The 19,230-nt window shown below is 42.3% G+C and carries 15 protein-coding genes, 2 pseudogenes and 1 riboswitch; of the genes and pseudogenes, 9 read left to right on the forward strand and 8 right to left on the reverse strand.

Annotated elements, in window-relative coordinates; genetic code table 11:
• Positions 1 to 36 precede the first annotated feature (36 nt).
• The 3 genes and pseudogenes from AC1DVK_RS12615 to AC1DVK_RS12625 form a co-directional block, all read left to right on the forward strand.
• Positions 37 to 126, forward strand: a pseudogene (locus tag AC1DVK_RS12615) (hypothetical protein); the annotation flags it as partial.
• Positions 127 to 182: 56 nt separating this feature from the next.
• Positions 183 to 1,030 (forward strand): annotated as a pseudogene (locus AC1DVK_RS12620) (FGGY-family carbohydrate kinase); the annotation flags it as partial.
• Positions 1,031 to 1,098: 68 nt separating this feature from the next.
• Complete coding sequence (locus AC1DVK_RS12625; RefSeq protein ID WP_125161110.1) at positions 1,099 to 1,566, forward strand: CBS domain-containing protein; 468 nt, start codon at positions 1,099 to 1,101, stop codon at positions 1,564 to 1,566.
• 52 nt (positions 1,567 to 1,618) lie between these two features.
• Here AC1DVK_RS12625 and AC1DVK_RS12630 read toward each other — a convergent pair whose 3' ends face one another.
• The 4 genes from AC1DVK_RS12630 to AC1DVK_RS12645 form a co-directional block, all read right to left on the reverse strand.
• Positions 1,619 to 3,733 carry a peptidoglycan D,D-transpeptidase FtsI family protein gene (locus tag AC1DVK_RS12630; protein WP_477626596.1) on the reverse strand — a complete coding sequence of 705 codons (2,115 nt, stop codon included), beginning with the start codon at positions 3,731 to 3,733 and terminating at the stop codon, positions 1,619 to 1,621.
• Positions 3,734 to 4,117: 384 nt separating this feature from the next.
• Complete coding sequence (locus AC1DVK_RS12635; protein WP_061461976.1) at positions 4,118 to 4,471, reverse strand: hypothetical protein; 354 nt, start codon at positions 4,469 to 4,471, stop codon at positions 4,118 to 4,120.
• 296 nt (positions 4,472 to 4,767) lie between these two features.
• Positions 4,768 to 5,433: a DUF2515 family protein gene (locus AC1DVK_RS12640; RefSeq protein WP_477626614.1), complete on the reverse strand. Its 666-nt coding sequence runs from the start codon at positions 5,431 to 5,433 to the stop codon at positions 4,768 to 4,770.
• Between the two features lie 329 nt (positions 5,434 to 5,762).
• Complete coding sequence (locus AC1DVK_RS12645) at positions 5,763 to 5,933, reverse strand: hypothetical protein (protein WP_155727248.1); 171 nt, start codon at positions 5,931 to 5,933, stop codon at positions 5,763 to 5,765.
• A 507-nt stretch (positions 5,934 to 6,440) separates the two neighbouring features.
• Between AC1DVK_RS12645 and AC1DVK_RS12650 the strand changes: the two genes are divergently transcribed.
• The 3 genes from AC1DVK_RS12650 to AC1DVK_RS12660 all read left to right on the forward strand — a co-directional run bounded on the left by AC1DVK_RS12650 (position 6,441) and on the right by AC1DVK_RS12660 (position 10,592).
• On the forward strand, positions 6,441 to 8,192 hold the full coding sequence (locus AC1DVK_RS12650; protein WP_477626597.1) for an ABC transporter ATP-binding protein: 1,752 nt from the start codon (positions 6,441 to 6,443) through the stop codon (positions 8,190 to 8,192).
• Entirely contained in the window at positions 8,189 to 10,207 is a 2,019-nt protein-coding gene (locus tag AC1DVK_RS12655) for an ABC transporter ATP-binding protein (RefSeq protein WP_477626598.1), read from the forward strand. The genes AC1DVK_RS12650 and AC1DVK_RS12655 overlap by 4 nt, the downstream gene beginning before the upstream one ends.
• Before the next feature lie 136 nt (positions 10,208 to 10,343).
• Complete coding sequence (locus tag AC1DVK_RS12660; protein WP_061461980.1) at positions 10,344 to 10,592, forward strand: type B 50S ribosomal protein L31; 249 nt, start codon at positions 10,344 to 10,346, stop codon at positions 10,590 to 10,592.
• A 110-nt stretch (positions 10,593 to 10,702) separates the two neighbouring features.
• On the opposite strand, the gene metC is transcribed toward AC1DVK_RS12660, so the two are convergent.
• Both metC and AC1DVK_RS12670 read right to left on the reverse strand, forming a co-directional pair.
• Positions 10,703 to 11,884, reverse strand: coding sequence for a cystathionine beta-lyase (metC, locus tag AC1DVK_RS12665; RefSeq protein WP_477626599.1), 1,182 nt, complete (start codon positions 11,882 to 11,884; stop codon positions 10,703 to 10,705).
• Complete coding sequence (locus tag AC1DVK_RS12670) at positions 11,881 to 12,993, reverse strand: methionine biosynthesis PLP-dependent protein (RefSeq protein WP_477626600.1); 1,113 nt, start codon at positions 12,991 to 12,993, stop codon at positions 11,881 to 11,883. The genes metC and AC1DVK_RS12670 overlap by 4 nt, the downstream gene beginning before the upstream one ends.
• 87 nt (positions 12,994 to 13,080) lie before the next feature.
• A riboswitch (SAM riboswitch) is annotated at positions 13,081 to 13,194 on the reverse strand.
• Between the two features lie 336 nt (positions 13,195 to 13,530).
• Here AC1DVK_RS12670 and fumC point away from each other — a divergent pair.
• Both fumC and AC1DVK_RS12680 read left to right on the forward strand, forming a co-directional pair.
• Entirely contained in the window at positions 13,531 to 14,913 is a 1,383-nt protein-coding gene (fumC, locus tag AC1DVK_RS12675) for a class II fumarate hydratase (RefSeq protein WP_061461983.1), read from the forward strand.
• A gap of 109 nt (positions 14,914 to 15,022) precedes the next feature.
• Positions 15,023 to 15,265, forward strand: coding sequence for a hypothetical protein (locus AC1DVK_RS12680; RefSeq protein WP_061461984.1), 243 nt, complete (start codon positions 15,023 to 15,025; stop codon positions 15,263 to 15,265).
• 67 nt (positions 15,266 to 15,332) lie between these two features.
• On the opposite strand, the gene AC1DVK_RS12685 is transcribed toward AC1DVK_RS12680, so the two are convergent.
• Positions 15,333 to 16,478, reverse strand: a complete 1,146-nt coding sequence (locus AC1DVK_RS12685) for an ABC transporter ATP-binding protein (protein WP_061461985.1) — start codon at positions 16,476 to 16,478, stop codon at positions 15,333 to 15,335.
• Between the two features lie 124 nt (positions 16,479 to 16,602).
• Positions 16,603 to 17,487, reverse strand: a complete 885-nt coding sequence (locus AC1DVK_RS12690) for a PucR family transcriptional regulator (RefSeq protein WP_289320859.1) — start codon at positions 17,485 to 17,487, stop codon at positions 16,603 to 16,605.
• A 504-nt stretch (positions 17,488 to 17,991) separates the two neighbouring features.
• On the opposite strand from AC1DVK_RS12690, the gene AC1DVK_RS12695 reads away from it, so the two are divergent.
• Positions 17,992 to 18,786 carry an MBL fold metallo-hydrolase gene (locus tag AC1DVK_RS12695; protein WP_061461987.1) on the forward strand — a complete coding sequence of 265 codons (795 nt, stop codon included), beginning with the start codon at positions 17,992 to 17,994 and terminating at the stop codon, positions 18,784 to 18,786.
• Positions 18,787 to 19,230: the final 444 nt, after the last annotated feature.

The raw sequence follows: 19,230 nt of genomic DNA on the forward strand, positions 1-19,230 counted from the left end.
CTTTACGAAAAGAGCCTTAATAAAAGAAGGGAAGGTTTGCATATTGCCCAAAAGGAATTCATCCAATATTTCCCGAATCCTGGATGGGTGGAGCACAATGCAAATGCAATTTGGGGTTCCATTTTATCGGTAATCGCTTCCTGTTTATCGGAAATGAATATAAAACCAGAACAGATTGCTGGGATGTTCGTTCTTCATCGGAGGTATATGGGAATACAGCGCCACATCATTTCTTTGGCCACGAAATCCCGATTGCCGGGGCAGCGGGGGATCAACAGGCCGCTTTGTTCGGCCAAGAATGTTTTGAAATAGGAATGGCCAAGAATACGTACGGTACAGGAGCTTTATGCTGATGAATACAGGAGAAAAGGCAGTGAAATCAGAGCATGGCCTATTGACCACGATTGCATGGGGGCTGAACGGAAAAGTCGAATATGCATTGGAAGGCAGTGTTTTTGTTGCAGGTTCGGCCATACAATGGTTAAGGGACGGGGTAAAACTCTTGAATGATTCGAAAGACAGTGAAAATGTATGCAAAACGGGTCAATTCAGCTGATGGCGTCTATGTCGTCCCAGCATTTGTTGGATTAGGTACCCCTTATTGGGATAGTGATGTGAGGGGAGCGGTATTCGGATTAACAAGGGGGACATCGAAGGAGCATTTCGTACGGGCAACATTGGAAGCTTTGGCCTACCAGACAAAAGATGTCCTTTGCGCCATGGAAATCGATTCAGGAATTAACCTAAAGGCATTGAGGGTCGATGGCGCGTTGGCAAAAACGACTTCTTGATGGAATTCCAAAGCGGCCTCTTGAATGTACCAGTCGAAAGGCCGGTTATTAGTGAGACGACAGCGTTAGGGGCAGCGTATTTAGCTGGGCTCGCAGTCGGTTATTGGGAAAGCCAGGAAGAGATTTCAAAGCTATGGGCCGTCGATAAGGAATTCGAACCTAAGATGGAAGAGCAGGAACGGAAGGATTTATATAATGGCTGGAAAAAGGCAGTCCAGGCAGCAAGGGTTTTTAAATAGAGCAAAAAAGGGTATAAATAGAAAGGAGATGAATTTAGAAGACGAACTTAAAAAAAAGGGGTGGTATTATGTTAGTTAAGGATTTCATGATAAGGGAAGTCTATGTAGCCCGTCCTGATTTTACACTAAAGGAAATTCTGCGAATCTTGATCGAAAATAAAGTGGGCGGGGTCCCGGTTGTGGATGAACGCGATAAGCTATTGGGAATGGTGACGGACGGGGATATCCTTCGTTATTTGAAACCTGCTGAGGAAGCCATCATGGGGTATTTCACATACATTACGGTTCTTCCAGGTGAAGAATTGGATGAAAAGGTTACATCCAAAATGAATGATAAAGTTTCACAAATCATAAGAAATAAAAGAATTACAAAGCTCTCCCCCGAAGATCCGTTAGATGAATTGATAAAAGTCCTTTCCAAGCATCATTTCAAGAAAATCCCCGTCGTGGACAAAAATGATAAAGTCGTCGGCATCATCAGCAGGGGAGATGCACTAAGGGCTCTATATAAGGAATTCGTTCAAAAGCTGGAGTAGTGGGAGCACAAAAAGGCCTGCTCTTAATCGAGCAGGCCTTTTGTGTAAACCATCATTGTGTGCTTTCTATTGCATTGTCTGCATCAGATTCACCTTTTAATCTATCTTCCTTCAATTTAAAATAGGTGTCCATTACTTGCTTCCCGATCTGTTTGTTAATATCGTCAGAAGGCTTACCTTGATAGACCCATGGCACGACGACAGAGAATGCCACTTCTGGATTATTGTGAGGTGCATAACCTACAAGTGTTAGATTGATAGTCGGGACTGGTTCACTATATTGATTTCTTCGCGGTCCGTCGTAAAAGGCTTCGGCTGTCCCCGTTTTCGCTGCCGCACGGTAGGACTTACCGCCGAAATATTTATATGCCGTCCCGCCCGGCTCCTGGGCAACCTGTCTGAATCCTTCCTGGACACGCTGGATCCAAACATCTTTCCCGCCTAAATCGTTCAATACATTGGGACTCATCGTTTTAAAAACGCTCCCCAATTCTTTGTGTGCGTCAGAAGGATTTCTGATTTCCCTGACCATATGTGGCTCAAGCCTTTTTCCACCGTTTGCAATCGTCGATGCGTACTGTGCCAATTGCATAGGAGTATATGTATCATACTGGCCAATTGATAAATCCAGCAGCAATCCGTCTGTTGACATATCGGTTCCTTTAAACCCTACGGATTCATTTGGCAGGTCGATGCCAGTACGGACACCCAATCCGAATTGGGCATAATGATTCCGCATGATGGCATAAGCTTCCCGGTTGATTCCTAGAGGCTGATTTGGAACATAATGCCCTCCGGCAATTTTGATTGCCGTCATGAACATATAGACATTCGACGATTTCTTTAACGCGGTGACATCCGTTACATACCCTAAATCATTATAAGAGCCTTTCTTAGGAGCCCCTGCTAAAAGGAGTTTTCTGTCAAAAAAAGCCGACCCTGGTGAGATGGCTCCCGTTTGAAAGCCTGTGTAGACAGTGGCTCCTTTAACGGATGATCCCATCGTATAGGAGGTCGTAATGTTTCCAAGGGCAAAATCGTTCATTTCGGTCAAGCCGGTTTTACTGTTACGACCGTATTGCCTGCCGGCCATCGTAAGCACCTCGCCTGTATTCGGGTCCATCAAAACGACGAAGGCACGATCCAAAAAATAGGTATTTCCCTTAGCTTTCGCCCTCCGCAATTCGCTCTCGATGATAGCTTCTACCTTTTGCTGCAGCTCCATATCGATTGTCAGGACCAAGTCTTTTCCGCTTTGTCCTTCGGTGAGGGTATTCGTTTTGATGACCTCCCCTTTGCTCAGCACATTTTCAACCCGCGTCTTTTGGCCGCGCAGGACATCTTCATATTGTTTTTCGAGATAACTTTTTCCGACCCGATCATTCCTGGTATAGTCGCGTGCCAGATAATAGTCAATATTTTCACTGGGAATCCCTTCTTCGGAAGAAGAGACTTTGCCCAGAACCGAGCGGAGGGTCTCGTCATACTTATAGGTCCTTTCCCAATCAGTCGTTACGTCAACGCCTGGCATTTCATCCAAATGCTCACTGACCCTGGCATATTCCTTTGTAGTGACATCTTTGTTCTTCACGATGGAAGGGGCGAGGGCATAGCCACTATTGAATTCCCGGAAGATGGCTATCACTTCCAATTCATCCTTGGTGAATTCCTTGATATTCTCATCGGTTACCCGTTCCATTTGAAGTTTGTATAAATCTTTTTGCTTCAGTTTCTTTTCGTCTACTTTCTTCCTCTCGGTCTTGGTAATCAAAGCTTCGGCTTTTTTCGGATGTTTTAAAATCCAAAAATCCTTTTTATCCGGGGTCGTTACCTTTTTTGTATCTTTTTCTATCAAGGTAGCAAGGACCTCAGCCGTCTTTACCATATCGGCCGTTTTCGTATTCGGGTATTTCGTATAGGTAATGGCATTGCGTGGCTCATTATCAACGACCGGATTTAAGTTCCGGTCATACATCTTCCCACGGGGAACGGGGGTATTGGCCACATCGTTTTCCGTTCGATCGACTTCACGGAGGTAATCATCCCCATACACGATTTGGACGATGCCAAGCCGGATTATTAAGCTTGAAAATAAAATGAATATTAAAAAGAAAAAAATGTTCAATCGGAAAGGAATTGGGTTTTTTTTCTTTTTTTCTTTGGTCATCATTAACATTCCTTTCTAGTAAAAGTAAAAAATAAGAAAATTCCTATCTCCAATGATATATAAAATTAACTTATTTTTCTATGCTTTATCCGTAAATTTATCTATATTTCCAAAAGATAGTTTAGGAGTTATAAAAATACTAGTAATCGCGCAATTGGGAAAATTAATACGAATTAATTGCCAATGATTTGCGAGGGATTTTAATAGATAAAAAAGAGGGGGAAGAATACGGCGCCAATAATAAAAGAGTTTTATTATCGTGTAGCTCAGTAAAAAAGGGAGCCTCAAATAGAATGATGGTTATTGTAAATGAACAATCAAGGACTTTTCACCCTGGAGAATCGATCCACAATGCCTTAAGTACCATGATTTTTTATTCAAGCATTAATTTGCTTCGTATTTCCGAACGGGAGTTTGAGTCGCCACACTGATTGTCTCTTTGAAATATCCGCATAGCTCAAGCCACTTTTCAGGGTAAATATAGATGAAACGTTCTATCGTAGCTAGAGAGTGAAGCACCAGGCAATCGATTTGACACTTTTTTCGATTCTGTAAATTGAAAAGAAGCTCATGCGGGATGGTGTAATAAGGATGGATTTGATACGGATTCAATATGACCGGGGAAATATTATTTTCGTCTATATACTTGTCCGTCACGATCTTTTGGATTGCAAAGCTTTCGTTTGCATGTAAATCCCCGATATTGTAGTTTGGATTCAATAGTACAATGCCTCTCATTCGATTCACCCATTCTTTTTGCTAACCATTCTTGCCAAATGGAGGATGGGATATTCAAAGTAAGAGGCTTGATCTAGAAAATGGCTTTCATTCCGTTAAGGGTTTTGAGATGCTTTACATTTTCAAGCACCTTGTTGGTCAGGTCCGCTTTTTTTATAATCGGTGAACTTCTTAAATCTTCTATGAAGCTTTCATTCGTGAACCAATCAATGGAAGGGGGAGGAAAGACAATTTGATCTGCCCATGCATCATGAAGAATGGGGCTATAAACTTTATCATCTTTTGCCGCGGATGCATCAGAGGTATATATGCTTTCCCAGTAATCCTCTCTTGAACCAGTGTGTAACCTCTTTTGTAAATTGGCCAACACCGTGAAAAACAACCGGATCCTGAAAAAGAAGCCCGTATAAGAATTTTCCCGTTTCAATACGCTGTTTCGGATTGGCAAAGCGGTCTACGGTCAGGCCGGTCAAGGAACGGAGTCCGTCTTGTTTATTCGCGTAAGGAAAGATAACGTTCATGAAGCCTAAGTATTCCTGCAGCTGAAAATCAAGCCTTCGAAGGATTTCACCATGGCGGGTGCGTTTTATTACCCTTTCCTGAAGCATTCTTTGTTCATTAATGATAAGGGATGTTGTCAAAAGGGGTGAATGGGGTTCTTCGATGAAAGATTCCCAAATCGGGGCCATGAATCTTGAAATGCGGAATACCGGAAAATATTTCCGTATTGGAAGTTCTTTTTGTTTAGAATGTTCATATAAAAGCAGCTGGGGGAAGGCATCGGCAAATATCGCTGAATTGGCGCGCTCAAGGAACTGGAAAAATTTCTGCCGTTCCGCTCTGTCAAAGAGATGGGTCATGGATGAACTTTTCAAATCAGTCATATGGTATCCCCCATTCCTCGAAACCATATGTGCTAAAAAGGCCCAATGGACCTCTGGATTACGATTATAAAAGGCCAGATATGAGTTCTTGTAGCATTATTCCGGTTCCAGGCAGCTGCTTCGGTTCGAATGCTTTTTATAAGAGCCGATTCCATAGGTAAAAAAGCTTTAGACACATCCAAAGGCTGAAAAAGCTCTTTTTGTAAATGGGATTTTAGCGTGTCATATCTTTCAGCATCGATGATGGGTTTTGTTTTGACAGGGAGTTTGCCTAACAGCTTCTGCACATATTGCGAGAACATACAATCACCACGAATGTTTTTCGATCATTATATGCAGGGCCGTCAAGAAAGGGGCGTTGCATTTGCAACGCCCTCAAGTTGATTGTTGATGGTTTTCTTTCGTCATCAGTTATTTTTCTTCTTCTTTTCCCGGTACAATAAAATATAATAAACTATCCAGAAAAGTAAAACAGGAATGAAGGAAACCGGTCTATATTGGACCGGTACGGCAAATAAGATGAAAATGGATGATAATAAAAAGGGAACCGCTAGGAGTATATATTTTCTCCATGGCATATGCTGAACCTCCTTAGGTTACGTCATTATAAGAATAAAGGATTATCCATCAATAATCTAGAAAAGTCACAATTGACAAAAATATACACACGTAGTAATCTTTTAATATAAGTTAAATATTACCATTAATCAAGGAGAAGGAGGCGAACGTCATGACTAAATCAGTTAAGCACATAGATATCACAATTGAATATCATACGTCCGCCTGCCCTGAAACTTTGTCTTTCTAGAACAAAGGATTAGAACGTGCTCATTGATCATTTTAAAGCGCAGGTTGTGAATTTTCGCGGCCTGCGCCTTTATATGTGTTCTTACACATCTAAAAAAGCTTCCGCTAATTGGCGGAGGCTTTTTGGCTTTGGGGATACAGGTGCAATAGCGGCCTTTCCATATAAGAGATAGGAGGAGTTTTAAATGAGACAAATGACATTGGGAGTCTTACTGCAGCCCGGAGATCCAGAAAGCGGTTAGTGAAGGGAAAGGTTTTAACAAAAGGGAGGGGAATTCATGTTTGCGATTTTTAAAAAGCTGTCCTGGTTCTTTAAAGAACAGTGGCAGCGCTATACCTATGCCATTTTATTTCTATGTCTAGTCAATATCCTGGAGGTTATCCCGCCAAAGCTCGTCGGAAATGCCATCGATGATATGAACAATGGCAGCATGACGCAGGAGGGTGTCATGAAATACGTTGTTTATTTGCTTATGGTACTGGGCGGAAGCTACCTATTTGGTTACTTATGGAGTTTTCTGTTATTCGGCGGCGGAAACTTGGTCGAACGAAAAATAAGGTCCGGATTTATGAGCCATTTACTGAAAATGACGCCGACTTTTTATGAAAAAAACCGTACAGGGGATTTAATGGCCAGGGCAACCAATGATTTAAAGGCAATTTCCCTCACAGCTGGTTTCGGGATATTGACGCTCGTTGACTCGGTTCTGTTCACCATTACGGTTGTGGTCATGATGGGCGCCACCATCAGCTGGGAGTTGACGATTGCGGCGGTGCTGCCACTTCCGATCATGGCAGTGATGATGCAAATCTACGTGAAGAAAATTTACAAACGTTTTACGGATGCACAAGCAGCCTTTGGTTCTTTAAATGACAAGGTCCTTGAATCCATTTCAGGTGTCCGGGTCATCCGGGCTTATGTCCAGGAACGGGAGGATGAAAAGCGATTTGATGAAATGACAGAGGATGTTTATCGCAAAAATCTCGCGGTGGCAAGAATCGACGCCCTCTTTGATCCGACGATAAGCATTATCATCGGCATCAGTTATTTAATCGGTTTGGGCTACGGGGCTTATCTTGTTTTTCAACAGGCCATAACGCTTGGCGGACTTGTTTCGTTCAATGTTTACCTAGGTATGTTAATTTGGCCGATGATCGCGGTGGGCGAACTGATCAATGTCATGCAAAGGGGGAATGCTTCGCTTGACCGTGTTCAAGACACCCTTTCATATGAGGCGGATGTGAAGAACTCATTGGGTCTGGAGAGTATTCCGAATCCGGAAAATATCCAATTCAATTCCGTGTTTTTTACATACCCATCCTCAACAGTTGTGAATCTATCCAATATTTCCGTTCAGCTTGAGCGTGGTCAAACATTAGGGATAGTTGGGAAGACAGGAAGTGGAAAAACGACATTCGTGAAGCAATTGCTGCGGGAATATCCTTTAGGAAGAGGAGAAATTGCTTTTGCAGGCATACCGCTGGAGCAACTGGACCTTGAAGATATTCGTAATTGGATCGGCTATGTCCCACAGGACCATTTTTTATTCTCAAAGTCTGTGAGGGAAAATATCTTATTCGGTAAAATGGATGCAACGGAAGATGAACTGGCTGAAGCTATCCGGCTTGCGGATTTTGAGAAGGACTTAATGATGCTGCCCAACCGCCTTGAGACACTTGTCGGTGAGAAGGGTGTCGCTCTATCTGGAGGGCAAAAGCAGAGGATCTCGATTGCCAGGGCACTGATCAAAAATCCAGAAATCCTAATATTGGATGATTCCTTATCCGCTGTGGATGCGAAAACGGAAACGACCATCATTGAAAATATCCAAAATGAACGGGCAGGGAAAACGACCATCATCACAACCCATCGCTTATCAGCCGTTCAGCACGCGGATAGGATTATCGTGTTGGATGGCGGAGAGATCATCGAAGAGGGGACTCACGAAGATTTACTGCAGGATAATGGCTGGTATAGGGAGCAATACGAGCGGCAGCAGGTTGATGAAGGAACGGGGGTGAAGGCATGAAGGTCGTAAAGAAACTTTTTAATTATGCTGCCCTTTATAAAAAATTGATCATTGGCGCCCTGATCATGCTGGCACTTTCGGTAGCGGCCGATTTAACGGGTCCGTTCGTTGCCAAGAAAATCATTGATTCACATATACTTGGCATCGAATCCTCCTGGTATGAAACGGTTAAAGGAAAAGATGCTGTGGAGTATGAAGAAAAATGGTATAAACGGGCTGATTACTTCACTGAAGGTGAGAAGAAAGGCAGGGAAGTCCACGTTCTGCAGGTTGGCAATCAATTTGTCTTCGTAAATGAAGCTGTACCAATGGATGGACGCAGAACCTTGGAGAACCAATCGTTGATCATCAAGAAAGACGGAAAAGAGCAACGGGTGCAAGCAGTGAAGTTGACCAGTCAGGAAGTGATGCGGTTTTACCAACCGGAAATTCCGCGGATCCTTAAGCTTGTGGCTTTTTACTTTGGCCTTGTCATCATTTCTTCCATTTTTCAATATGGGCAGAGTTTTTATTTGCAGAAAGCGGCCAACCGAATCATTCAGAAGATGCGAAATGATATTTTTAAGCATATTTCCCGTTTACCGATACGTTATTTCGATAATATGCCAGCGGGAAAAGTTGTAGCAAGGGTCACTAATGATACGGAAGCGATCCGGGAATTATATGTAACCGTGCTCGCCAACTTTTTCTCGAGCACAATTAATATCTTCGGCGTTCTCATTGCTTTGTTTATTCTGGATGCACGTGTTGGTACCATTGGTCTTTTACTTATTCCGATCATCGTTATCTGGACGACTGTATACCGTAAATTCGCCTCGAAATATAATCACATCATTAGGGAACGGGTCAGCGATATTAATGGGATGATCAATGAATCCATTTCTGGAATGAGCATCATTCAGGCATTTGGACGTGAAAAGGAAACGAAGCAAACATTTGAAAATTTGAACCGGGAGCATTATTCCTATCAAAATAAAATGCTCCATTTGAATTCGTTGACGGGTGGAAACTTGATTGGTGTCATTAAGGTTTTGGCGCTAATGGCATTCGTCTGGTATTTCGGCGGGATTTCCCTTACAGCGAGTTCAGCCATTTCTTTAGGAATGATGTATGCAATTGTTGATTTGATCAGCCGATTGCTTCATCCGCTTCACGGAATCGTCAATCAGTTCGCCAACCTAGAACAGGCACTTGTTGCAGGGGAGCGGGCATTCAGTTTATTGGATGAGCAGGGATTGGCTGTCAGTGATGAAAACATATCCAGATACAAAGGAAACGTGCAATTTGAAAATGTTTCTTTTGGCTATAAGGATGAAGAATATGTGTTAAGGGACATTTCCTTCTCAGCTAAGCAAGGGGAAACGGTCGCTTTAGTAGGCCATACTGGATCAGGAAAAAGTTCAATAATGAATTTACTGTTCCGTTTTTATGATAGCAGCGAAGGGCAAATCAAAATTGATGGAAGGAATATTTTGGATATCCCCCATCAAACGCTTAGGGAGCATATGGGAATCGTCCTACAGGATCCCTATTTATTTACTGGCACCATCGCTTCCAATATCAGTCTGAATCATAAAGGCATCACAAGGGAAATGGTTGAAAAATCATTAAAAGATGTAGGAGGGGACAAAGTGCTGAAGCATCTTCCTTTAGGGCTGGATGAACCCGTGATTGAAAAAGGAGGAACGTTATCTTCTGGACAGCGGCAGCTCATCTCTTTTGCACGTGCTCTTGCATTCAATCCGGCGATTCTGATATTGGATGAAGCGACTGCAAGCATCGACACTGAAACCGAGGCAATTATCCAGGAGGGAATGGATGTGCTGAAAAAAGGGAGAACGACCTTCATCATTGCACATAGACTTTCCACGATTAAAAATGCCGACCAAATTCTTGTACTGGATAAAGGGCGGATTTCCGAGCAAGGTACACATGAAGAATTAATGGAATTAAAAGGGAAGTATTATCAAATGTATGAACTGCAGGCCGGTCCGCATAACGGGATGGCCGGTTGAAGCACAATTGAATAAGTATGGATAATCAAGATTAAACTATAAGGAGGTGCCGGTTATTGGCACCTTCAAGCAAAATGATTAATAATAGTAATGATTACGTTTAACGTATACCCATATTAACAATGAGGTGATAATAGTGAAACAAGAAATTCATCCCGATTATCGACAAGTAGTATTTATGGATACCAACAGTGGTTATAAATTTTTGACAGGTTCCACGAAAACGTCCAATGAAACGATCGAGTGGGAAGATGGGCAAACGTATCCGTTATTAAAAGTGGAGATCAGTTCAGATACCCACCCTTTTTATACTGGAAAGCAGAAGTTTGCTGAAAAAGGCGGACGGGTGGACCGATTTTTGGATAAATATAATATGAAGAAATGAAAGAGAGGCCATCGAGAAATCGTTGGCCTTTATTTATTAATAGGTTGAAAAAGAATTAAAATGATGCAAACAAGTGGGTGCCCATAATTTATGAGGCACCCATCCTTTAATCATTTTGCAGCAATTGCTTCCCCTTTTGCAATATTTACGAGGGCAGCATCGAAATCCTTGATTAAATCGTCCGGATTTTCAAGTCCGACAGAGAGGCGGAGCAAGCTGTTCGTGATGCCTCGCTTTTCCCTTTCATCAGCAGGCATGGCAGCATGGGACATTTTGGCCGGGTAGGATAAAATCGATTCGACCGCTCCAAGGCTTACGGCAAAGACAGGAAGCTCGACAGTGTTCACGAAAGAGCGGAAGACTTCTTCGCTTTCCAATTCAAATGATAGGACCGCCCCTGCACCAAGCGACTGGCCTTGCTGGATTTCGTGCTGTGGATGATCGGCCAGGCCAGGATAATAAACCTTTTTCACCAAAGGCTGCTCATTTAAGTAGGCGGCAATCTTTTCTGCCCCTTTTTGGGAGTGTTCCATTCTAACGGACAAGGTTTTCAGACCTCTCATTACAAGCCAGGCGTCCTGTACACCAAGAACCGCTCCAAAGGAGTTTTGGAGGGAACCGAGTTTTACTGCCAAATCCGGATCTTTTACTACGGCAAGTCCAGCTATCACATCACTATGGCCGGATAAAAATTTCGTTGCGCTATGAAGGACAACATCAGCGCCCAGATTCAGTGGTTTTTGTAATGCTGGGGTCAAGAATGTATTATCAACAAAGCTTAAGGCACCGGCTTTTTTCGCGATATCACATACTGCTTTAATATCGGTCACTTTAAGTAATGGATTTGAAGGCGTTTCGATGTATATGGCTTTCGTATTTGGCTGAATGGCAGCTTTAATGCTTTCAAGGTCCGTCATGTCAACGAATGTATGCTCAATATTGAAACGCGTCAAAACGTTTGTGACCATCCTGAACGTACCGCCATACACATCTTCGGAAATGACGATATGGTCTCCGGCAGACAACAGCAGGAAAGCTGTTGAAATGGCTGCCATACCTGATGAAAAGGCAAAACCGTGAGTGCCTTCCTCAAGTTCGGCAATGATATCTTCCAGTGCTTCGCGAGTTGGGTTCCCGCTTCTGCTGTAATCATATTTGCCGAATTGATCGATATCGGATTGATGGAAAGTGGATGCGTGCTGAATGGGGACGCTCACACCGCCTGTTGCAGGATCGAATTTATGTTGATTATGAAGTAATTTGGTTTCAAAGCTGAAATCATGAGTGGTCATTGTAGTGCCTCCCTTTTTACATGTGCGAATGCTTGCTGTAAGTCCTGGATCAAATCTTCGCTGTCTTCAATGCCGACGGAGAAGCGCAGCAGGCGATTGCAAACCCCGTTCGCCGTTCTGACTTCAAGCGGTATATCGGCATGTGTTTGTGTAGCAGGATAGGTGATGAAGCTTTCAACCCCTCCAAGGCTTTCTGCAAACGAAATTAATGAGAGTGATTGTAAAAATGGGTTGACCGCCGCTTCATCAATGATCCGGAATGAAATCATGCCGCCTCTACCGGGATACAATACATCTGTAACACAATCATGTTCCGCCAAGTAATCTACAAGTATCTTGGCATTCTTTTCATGACGTTCCATCCGTAATGCCAGGGTTTTCATTCCGCGCATCAGCAGCCAGGAATCAAAGGGGCTCAAGACAGCTCCCATGCCATTATGATGGAAGGCAAGTGCATCACATAATTCAGCGCCGCTAGCAACGATCAGTCCAGCGAGCACATCATTATGACCACCGAGATACTTGGTTGCACTGTGGATCACAATATCTGCTCCAAGCAGGATGGGTTGTTGAATAAGAGGCGTGTAAAAAGTGTTATCAACGATTAACAATAAATTAAATCGTTTGGCCAATGCTGCAACGGCGCTAATGTCCGTTTGCTGCATAAGAGGGTTAGTGGGAGTTTCGATGAAGATGGCTTTCGTGTGAGGAGTGATGGCTTTTTCAATATCCTCCAAACAACAAGTGTTCACATAGTCGCACTTCAATCCCCATTTCTTAAACCCTTGTTCCAACAGACGATATGTACCGCCATAAAGATCTTCGCTGACAATCCATGCATCATCTGATTTAAATAAGGCCAGTATAGTAGAAATGGCTGCCATTCCTGAACTGCAGGCATACCCTTGGTCGCCTTTTTCCAGATCTGCGATGGATCGTTCCAATAGTTGGCGTGTAGGATTACCTGTCCTTGTATAATCAAATCCAGTCGATTGGCCGATTCCTTCATGGCGAAAAGCTGTTGAAAAGTAAACTGGCGGATTGACTGTTCCTGTCGCCGTTTCACTGCGATTTCCTAATTGAGCAAGATATGTTTCAGTTTTGTACATAGTTTTCACTGCTCCTTTTTAGTTAAATAAAATAAAAAAAAGTCTTCTTTAAGAAGAAGACTTTGATTAAATAGGGACGAGTCATTCTTCTTATCTTCCAAGTTCACAAACTTGTGGAATTAGCACCTTTTCATTGGTTTGAAACAAATGAAGGTTGCTGAGGTGTCATCGGGCCATTCCCTCTACCTCTCTCGATAAGAGTTTAGATTATTCAATTTCTTTTGAATTTACTATATATATAAAATGCTGTCAAGAACATTTTGGATGATAATGCTTTGATTTTCATGAAAAGGGCAATTGGAGACTAGCGGTGTCAACACTTTATGTATCTAAAAAGAATATCCAAAATTTGCATGGGTCCAGGGATAAACACGATTTTAAATGGATTTTAAAGAAAAAGGGGGAGGCTTGGCCGGTTATTTTTGCATTAAAAAAATAAAGTTTGTACAATGTATAAAGAGAAAGAATAATATGACATTATTCATTTCATATACATATGGTCTTCGATGAATAGTGCAAACAATAGGAGGAGAACACATGGAATACAGAATCGAACGAGATACGATGGGTGAAGTGAAAGTTCCTGCCGATAAATATTGGGGTGCACAAACGGAGAGAAGCCGTAACAATTTCAAAATCGGTAACGAAAAAATGCCGATTGAATTAGTTCGTGCATTTGCATACGTTAAACAAGCTGCGGCAAAGGTGAACTTTGATCTTGGCGATCTTTCGGAGGTTAAAAAGAATGCCATCGTTAAGATTTGCGACGAAATCCTTGAAGGTACGCTTGATGAACATTTCCCACTTGTAGTTTGGCAAACGGGAAGCGGTACGCAAAGTAATATGAACGTGAATGAAGTGGTCGCTAACAAAGGGAATGAATGGTTAAAAGAAAATGGTGAATCCGAAACCCTTCACCCGAATGATGATGTGAACAAGGCACAAAGCTCCAATGATACTTTCCCGACCGCCATGCATATTGCAGCCTTTATGGAAGTCGCTGAAAAATTGGTTCCTGCCATCAAAGCACTTCGTGATACTTTCGATTCAAAAGAAAAAGAATTTTGGGATGTCGTGAAAATTGGCCGGACACATCTTCAAGATGCAACACCACTGACTTTGGGACAAGAAATTTCCGGTTGGAAAGCGATGCTCGATAAAGATCTCGCGATGATTCAGGAAAGCAGCCAAAAATTATTGAACCTGGCCCTAGGCGGAACGGCTGTAGGAACGGGAATCAATACAAAAAAAGAATTCCCAGGACTTTCGGCCAAACAAATTGCAGCAGATACAGGACATCCCTTTGTCACTTCGGATAATAAGTTCCATGCATTGACAAGCCATAACGAAATCGTCTACGCACACGGTGCGTTGAAAGCATTGGCAGCGGATTTAATGAAAATTGCGAACGATGTCAGATGGCTGGCAAGTGGCCCTAGAAGCGGAATCGGCGAAATTGCCATTCCTGAAAACGAACCAGGCAGCTCCATCATGCCAGGTAAAGTCAATCCTACACAAAGTGAAGCGCTTACCATGATTGCGACACAAATCGTGGGTAACGATGCGACGATTGGCTTTGCAGCAAGCCAAGGTAACTTTGAACTGAATGTATTCAAACCAGTCATCATCTATAACTTCCTGCAAACGGTGAAATTATTGACGGAAGGCATTCACTCTTTCAACATTAATTGTGCAGTTGGCATCACTGCAAATGAAGATAAAATCAAAGAAAATGTAGACCGTTCACTTATGTTGGTAACAGCATTGAACCCGCATATTGGTTATGAAAAAGCAGCCAAGATCGCCAAAACTGCATTCAAGGACAACTCAACGTTAAAAGAAGCGGCGTTGAAATTAGAATTCCTGACGGAAGCTGAATTCAAAGCATGGGTAGATCCTGCTGACATGGTTAATAAATAATTGCATAGGAGTGCCCTCCCGCTGGTTTTAGGGAGGGTGTTCCCATATGTTAAAATAATGGAATCAGCAAATAATGAAATCATAAGTATCGGGGACAGGAGGAAAAACAATGTCTTTATGCCCGCTTTGCAACGGTCTAAGAAAAATTCATGTAAATTGCCCGGAGTGCAGCAGTGGTCTTGATGATAAAGGGAAATTCATGGATTACGCTGATGATTACAGTGCTTATATGGATATCGACACACTTAAAGAAAACGACGGATACCCTCAATCCCTTCAAAAAGGCCAATGCCCGCATCTCATGAAATGCTCTGAATGCGGACATGATGAAGTGGTTTTGGTCCAGGAATAGGGTTTGCCCATTAGATATTATTTGAATAAACGCAAAAAGACCCATTCATGAACGGGTCTTTTTGCGTTTAATTAGCAGATAACTTCATGCTTTCCTGCATCTGTTCATCTTCTTCAACTAAAATGCGGTGTTCGGTCCCTTTATCGAAAAAGTGGGCTTTATTCATGTCAAGGGCAAGTTTGATTTTCTCGCCTGCCTGGATAATATTCTTGGCATCGACCCGTGCGACGAAGTCCTGCCCCTCTAATGTGGAGTAAAGCATGATCTCTGCGCCCATGAGCTCGGCTACATCAATTTGGGTTGTGAATGTTGTGTTTGGGGACTCCGTGAAGTAAACTCCTTCATTATGGAAATCCTCCGGACGGATGCCAAGGATTATATCTTTTCCGACATATCCTTGATCACGCAGCATTTTCATCTTCAATTCGGGTATTTCTAGCGTTTGTGCACCAATTTTAATCGTGCCTTCTTTTAATGTTCCGGTGAAGAAGTTCATGGCAGGCGATCCGATAAAACCGCCGACGAAAACGTTAATGGGTTTCTCGTAAACGTCCTTTGGTGCACCGACCTGTTGGATGATACCATCTTTCATTACGACAAGACGTGTCGCCATTGTCATTGCCTCTGTTTGGTCATGTGTGACATATATCGTCGTGGTGTCCAGCCGTTTATGTAGTTTAGCGATTTCCGCCCGCATTTGAACCCGCAGCTTTGCGTCGAGATTGGATAGTGGCTCATCCATCAAAAAAACCTTTGCGTCCCTTACAATTGCACGGCCAAGTGCCACACGCTGGCGCTGACCACCGGAAAGGGCTTTAGGTTTCCTGTTTAGCAGCTCTTCAAGTCCGAGGATCCTTGCAGCATCATTGACCCTTTGCTTGATTTCCGCTTTTGGTGTTTTCCTGAGCTTCAATCCAAATGCCATATTGTCATAGACGGACATATGGGGATATAAGGCGTAGTTCTGGAAAACCATCGCAATATCACGATCTTTCGGAGGGACATCATTGACTCGCTTGCCGTCTATATATAAATCCCCTTGGGAAATGTCTTCCAGTCCGGCAATCATCCTTAATGTCGTCGATTTACCGCAACCTGAAGGTCCCACAAAAACTATGAATTCCTTATCGGCAACACGAAGGTTGAAGTCTTTAACAGCCGTTACCTTTTTATCATAAATCTTGAATATATGATCTAATATTAACTCTGCCATGAAAAATCCCCCTTTTAAACTCCTGATTACTTGTACTAATTAACTATAGTCTAAGCTATCAGTTTAGAAAAAAGTATGGGCACATTGCACAAAAATGGATGACAATCCCTGTTCTTGATGAAAATTAATCATTCATTAATATAATCAAGTACGCAGTCAAGGCGTGACGAAAGTTTCTAATATCGAGACCAGTTCTTTCAGTGAATTTATCTATCCGGTATTGTAAGCTGTTCCGATGTATATAAAGCTGTTTGGCGGCATAGGTAGCATTGGAGTTACATTCGATATACGTTTTAATCGTTTTGATAAGTTCAGTATCCTGTTTGGTCTTGCCGAGAATCTCATTGATATACCACTTTGAATTCGTAACGGATAGGTCATTTATTAAAGAATGGGGGATGATGTCTGCCAAATCAGCCACCTTTAGATCCGGCAGATTTACTTGTGCCAAAGCAAAACATTTTTTCTCCTGATTCCTATGATGATGCAGGTCTTGATTTACTGGGTGAAAGCGCCCGGTGAACATTCGGGTCTTTACATAAAAGTCACTTTCAAGCGTGGAAGAAATGGCGATTAGTTCTTTATTTGATAAAGATTCATCCTTGTCGGTTTCAATTAAGATTCCTGCCGTTTCATTTTCCCAGACAATGGCTGCGTCAGATGGAACGAAAGCGAGGAAGGCGTCTTCAAAATCGGAGTGGGAATAATCAGCATGAGTAAGCTTGAAATGAATGAATCGAACATTCTCCCAGCTTGTTAAAGGCAATGGTGCATTCGGTTCGGATAAAAAAGTTTTCCATGATGTGCCTGGAAACGTATTGAGGTTATTTTGGTTTATGGAAGGAACAAAAAGCAGTTCCAATAAACGGATTTCTTCAGCTGTGATTTCTGAACGGGGAATGCCAAGTATACTTCTTGTGTCTTCGAACCAAACATAGTCAGTAAAATCATTAGTATCCTTTTTATTGGTAAGAGCGTTCGGGAATTTTTGTTTGAGATTTTCAAGCATCATTTCCACCTTCTTTCTCCCTTTCCATATCATTATAGCGAAAAAGAATAAAGTTCAAAAGAATAGGATAGGATATTGCCAGTTTTTCCGAGAAGGGAAAGTGCATTCCTTCTAGGTAAAGACACGTAATAAATATTTTCTGTTCGGCAGAAAATTTAGCCATAGAAAAACACTCCGTAAATGTTAGTTTGGTGTCTAACATTTACGGGGCAGTTCAAGTTTGCCTACAGTTTTTTTATGGCTTGTAATTTGAACGTTGATTGGAACAAAAGGCACTTGCTTTCCGCGGGTGGTCCGCCCTCGGCTTGCTCCTGCTTTTTGTTCCGTGCTTTTCGTTAAAAACCATTCCTCTAAAAATGGGCTAAATGACAATTATCAAGCCTTTCCATCCAGGTTGATTATTCCATTATTTTCTTGTCAAAAGGGTAAAGAGATAATACATGTATTATAATAATATAAAAAAGGCAGATGAAACTACTTTTTCCAATAATGGGGAGGAAATGCATGATAGAGATAAAGACAGTAAATGATGTGGTTTGTGTGCACGGGACTCCTAGCGGCAAGTCGGGGATGAGTGTCTATGTTTTTTTAACGGATGGCCTATTGATAGATACAGGTGCGCAGATATTATTGGAAGGGCTTGTTCCATTCTATGAGTCCGCAGACTTCGATTTAGTGGCGCTGACACACTATCATGAGGACCATACAGGGGGCGCAGCCTGGATAATGGAACATAAAAAGGTTCCGATATTCATTCATCCGATGTCGGTCGATGCTTGTGCGAAGGATGCTGAATATCCTGAGTATCGCAAAATATTTTGGGGGAAGAGAGACGCCTTTAAGGCTGATCCGCTAGGGAAGGCCATTCATTCCCGCACCCAAAAGTGGGAGCCGATTTTTACCCCTGGTCATGCGAAGGACCATATGGTGTATTTGAATCACAGTAATGGCATGCTCTTTTCCGGAGATCTTTTCGTAACACCAAAAACAAAGCTTGTCTTACGGGAAGAGTCTGTCCCGATCATCATCGATTCTATAAAAAGATTACTCCAATATGATTTTGGAGAAGTGTATTGCTGTCATGCCGGGCATGTTCCGGATGGAAAGGAAATGTTCCGAAAAAAACTAGATTATTTGGAAAACCTCCGTGGTGAAATTTTGCGTTTACATCATCAAGGACTGACCGTTCATGAGATACAGCAACTCGTTTTACCGAATCGATATCCCCTTATCGAGATATCTGAGCATGAATGGGATTCGGAGCATATCATTACATCAATACTAAAGGAAATATTTTGAGCGCAAGGGAGAATGAATGAAATAAGGGGGATTTTCCATTGAAGGCAAGGGGTTATCGCTTCTTGCCGTTTTCATGGAAGAGTGTAGGAGTTAAATCTTGGGTCTTCATAATTTTCTAAAAAAGACTTAATGCGCAAACGGAAATTGCGTGACCATAGGTAGATACAGGGGATAGACAGTATGGAAAGAAAAAGGATCCGAACTCCATGAGAATACCGAGAGTAATGCATAGGAGGTAAAATCTAATCGGGTGAATAGAAATGAATTTCTAAAATAATCAAAGTTTAAACGCATTTGCCTCGGGCCGCTTTCTTGATGTTCACGTGATTTGGTATAATCATATGTTTAAAAGTATGCAATTCACAATATCATAACAAGAGGCCTATTGTTTAAATTCATGAAATTATTTGAATATTTATTTAAACGAGGGATTGTCAGTTTCAT

The organism is Peribacillus sp. P4_B1, from assembly GCF_056402395.1.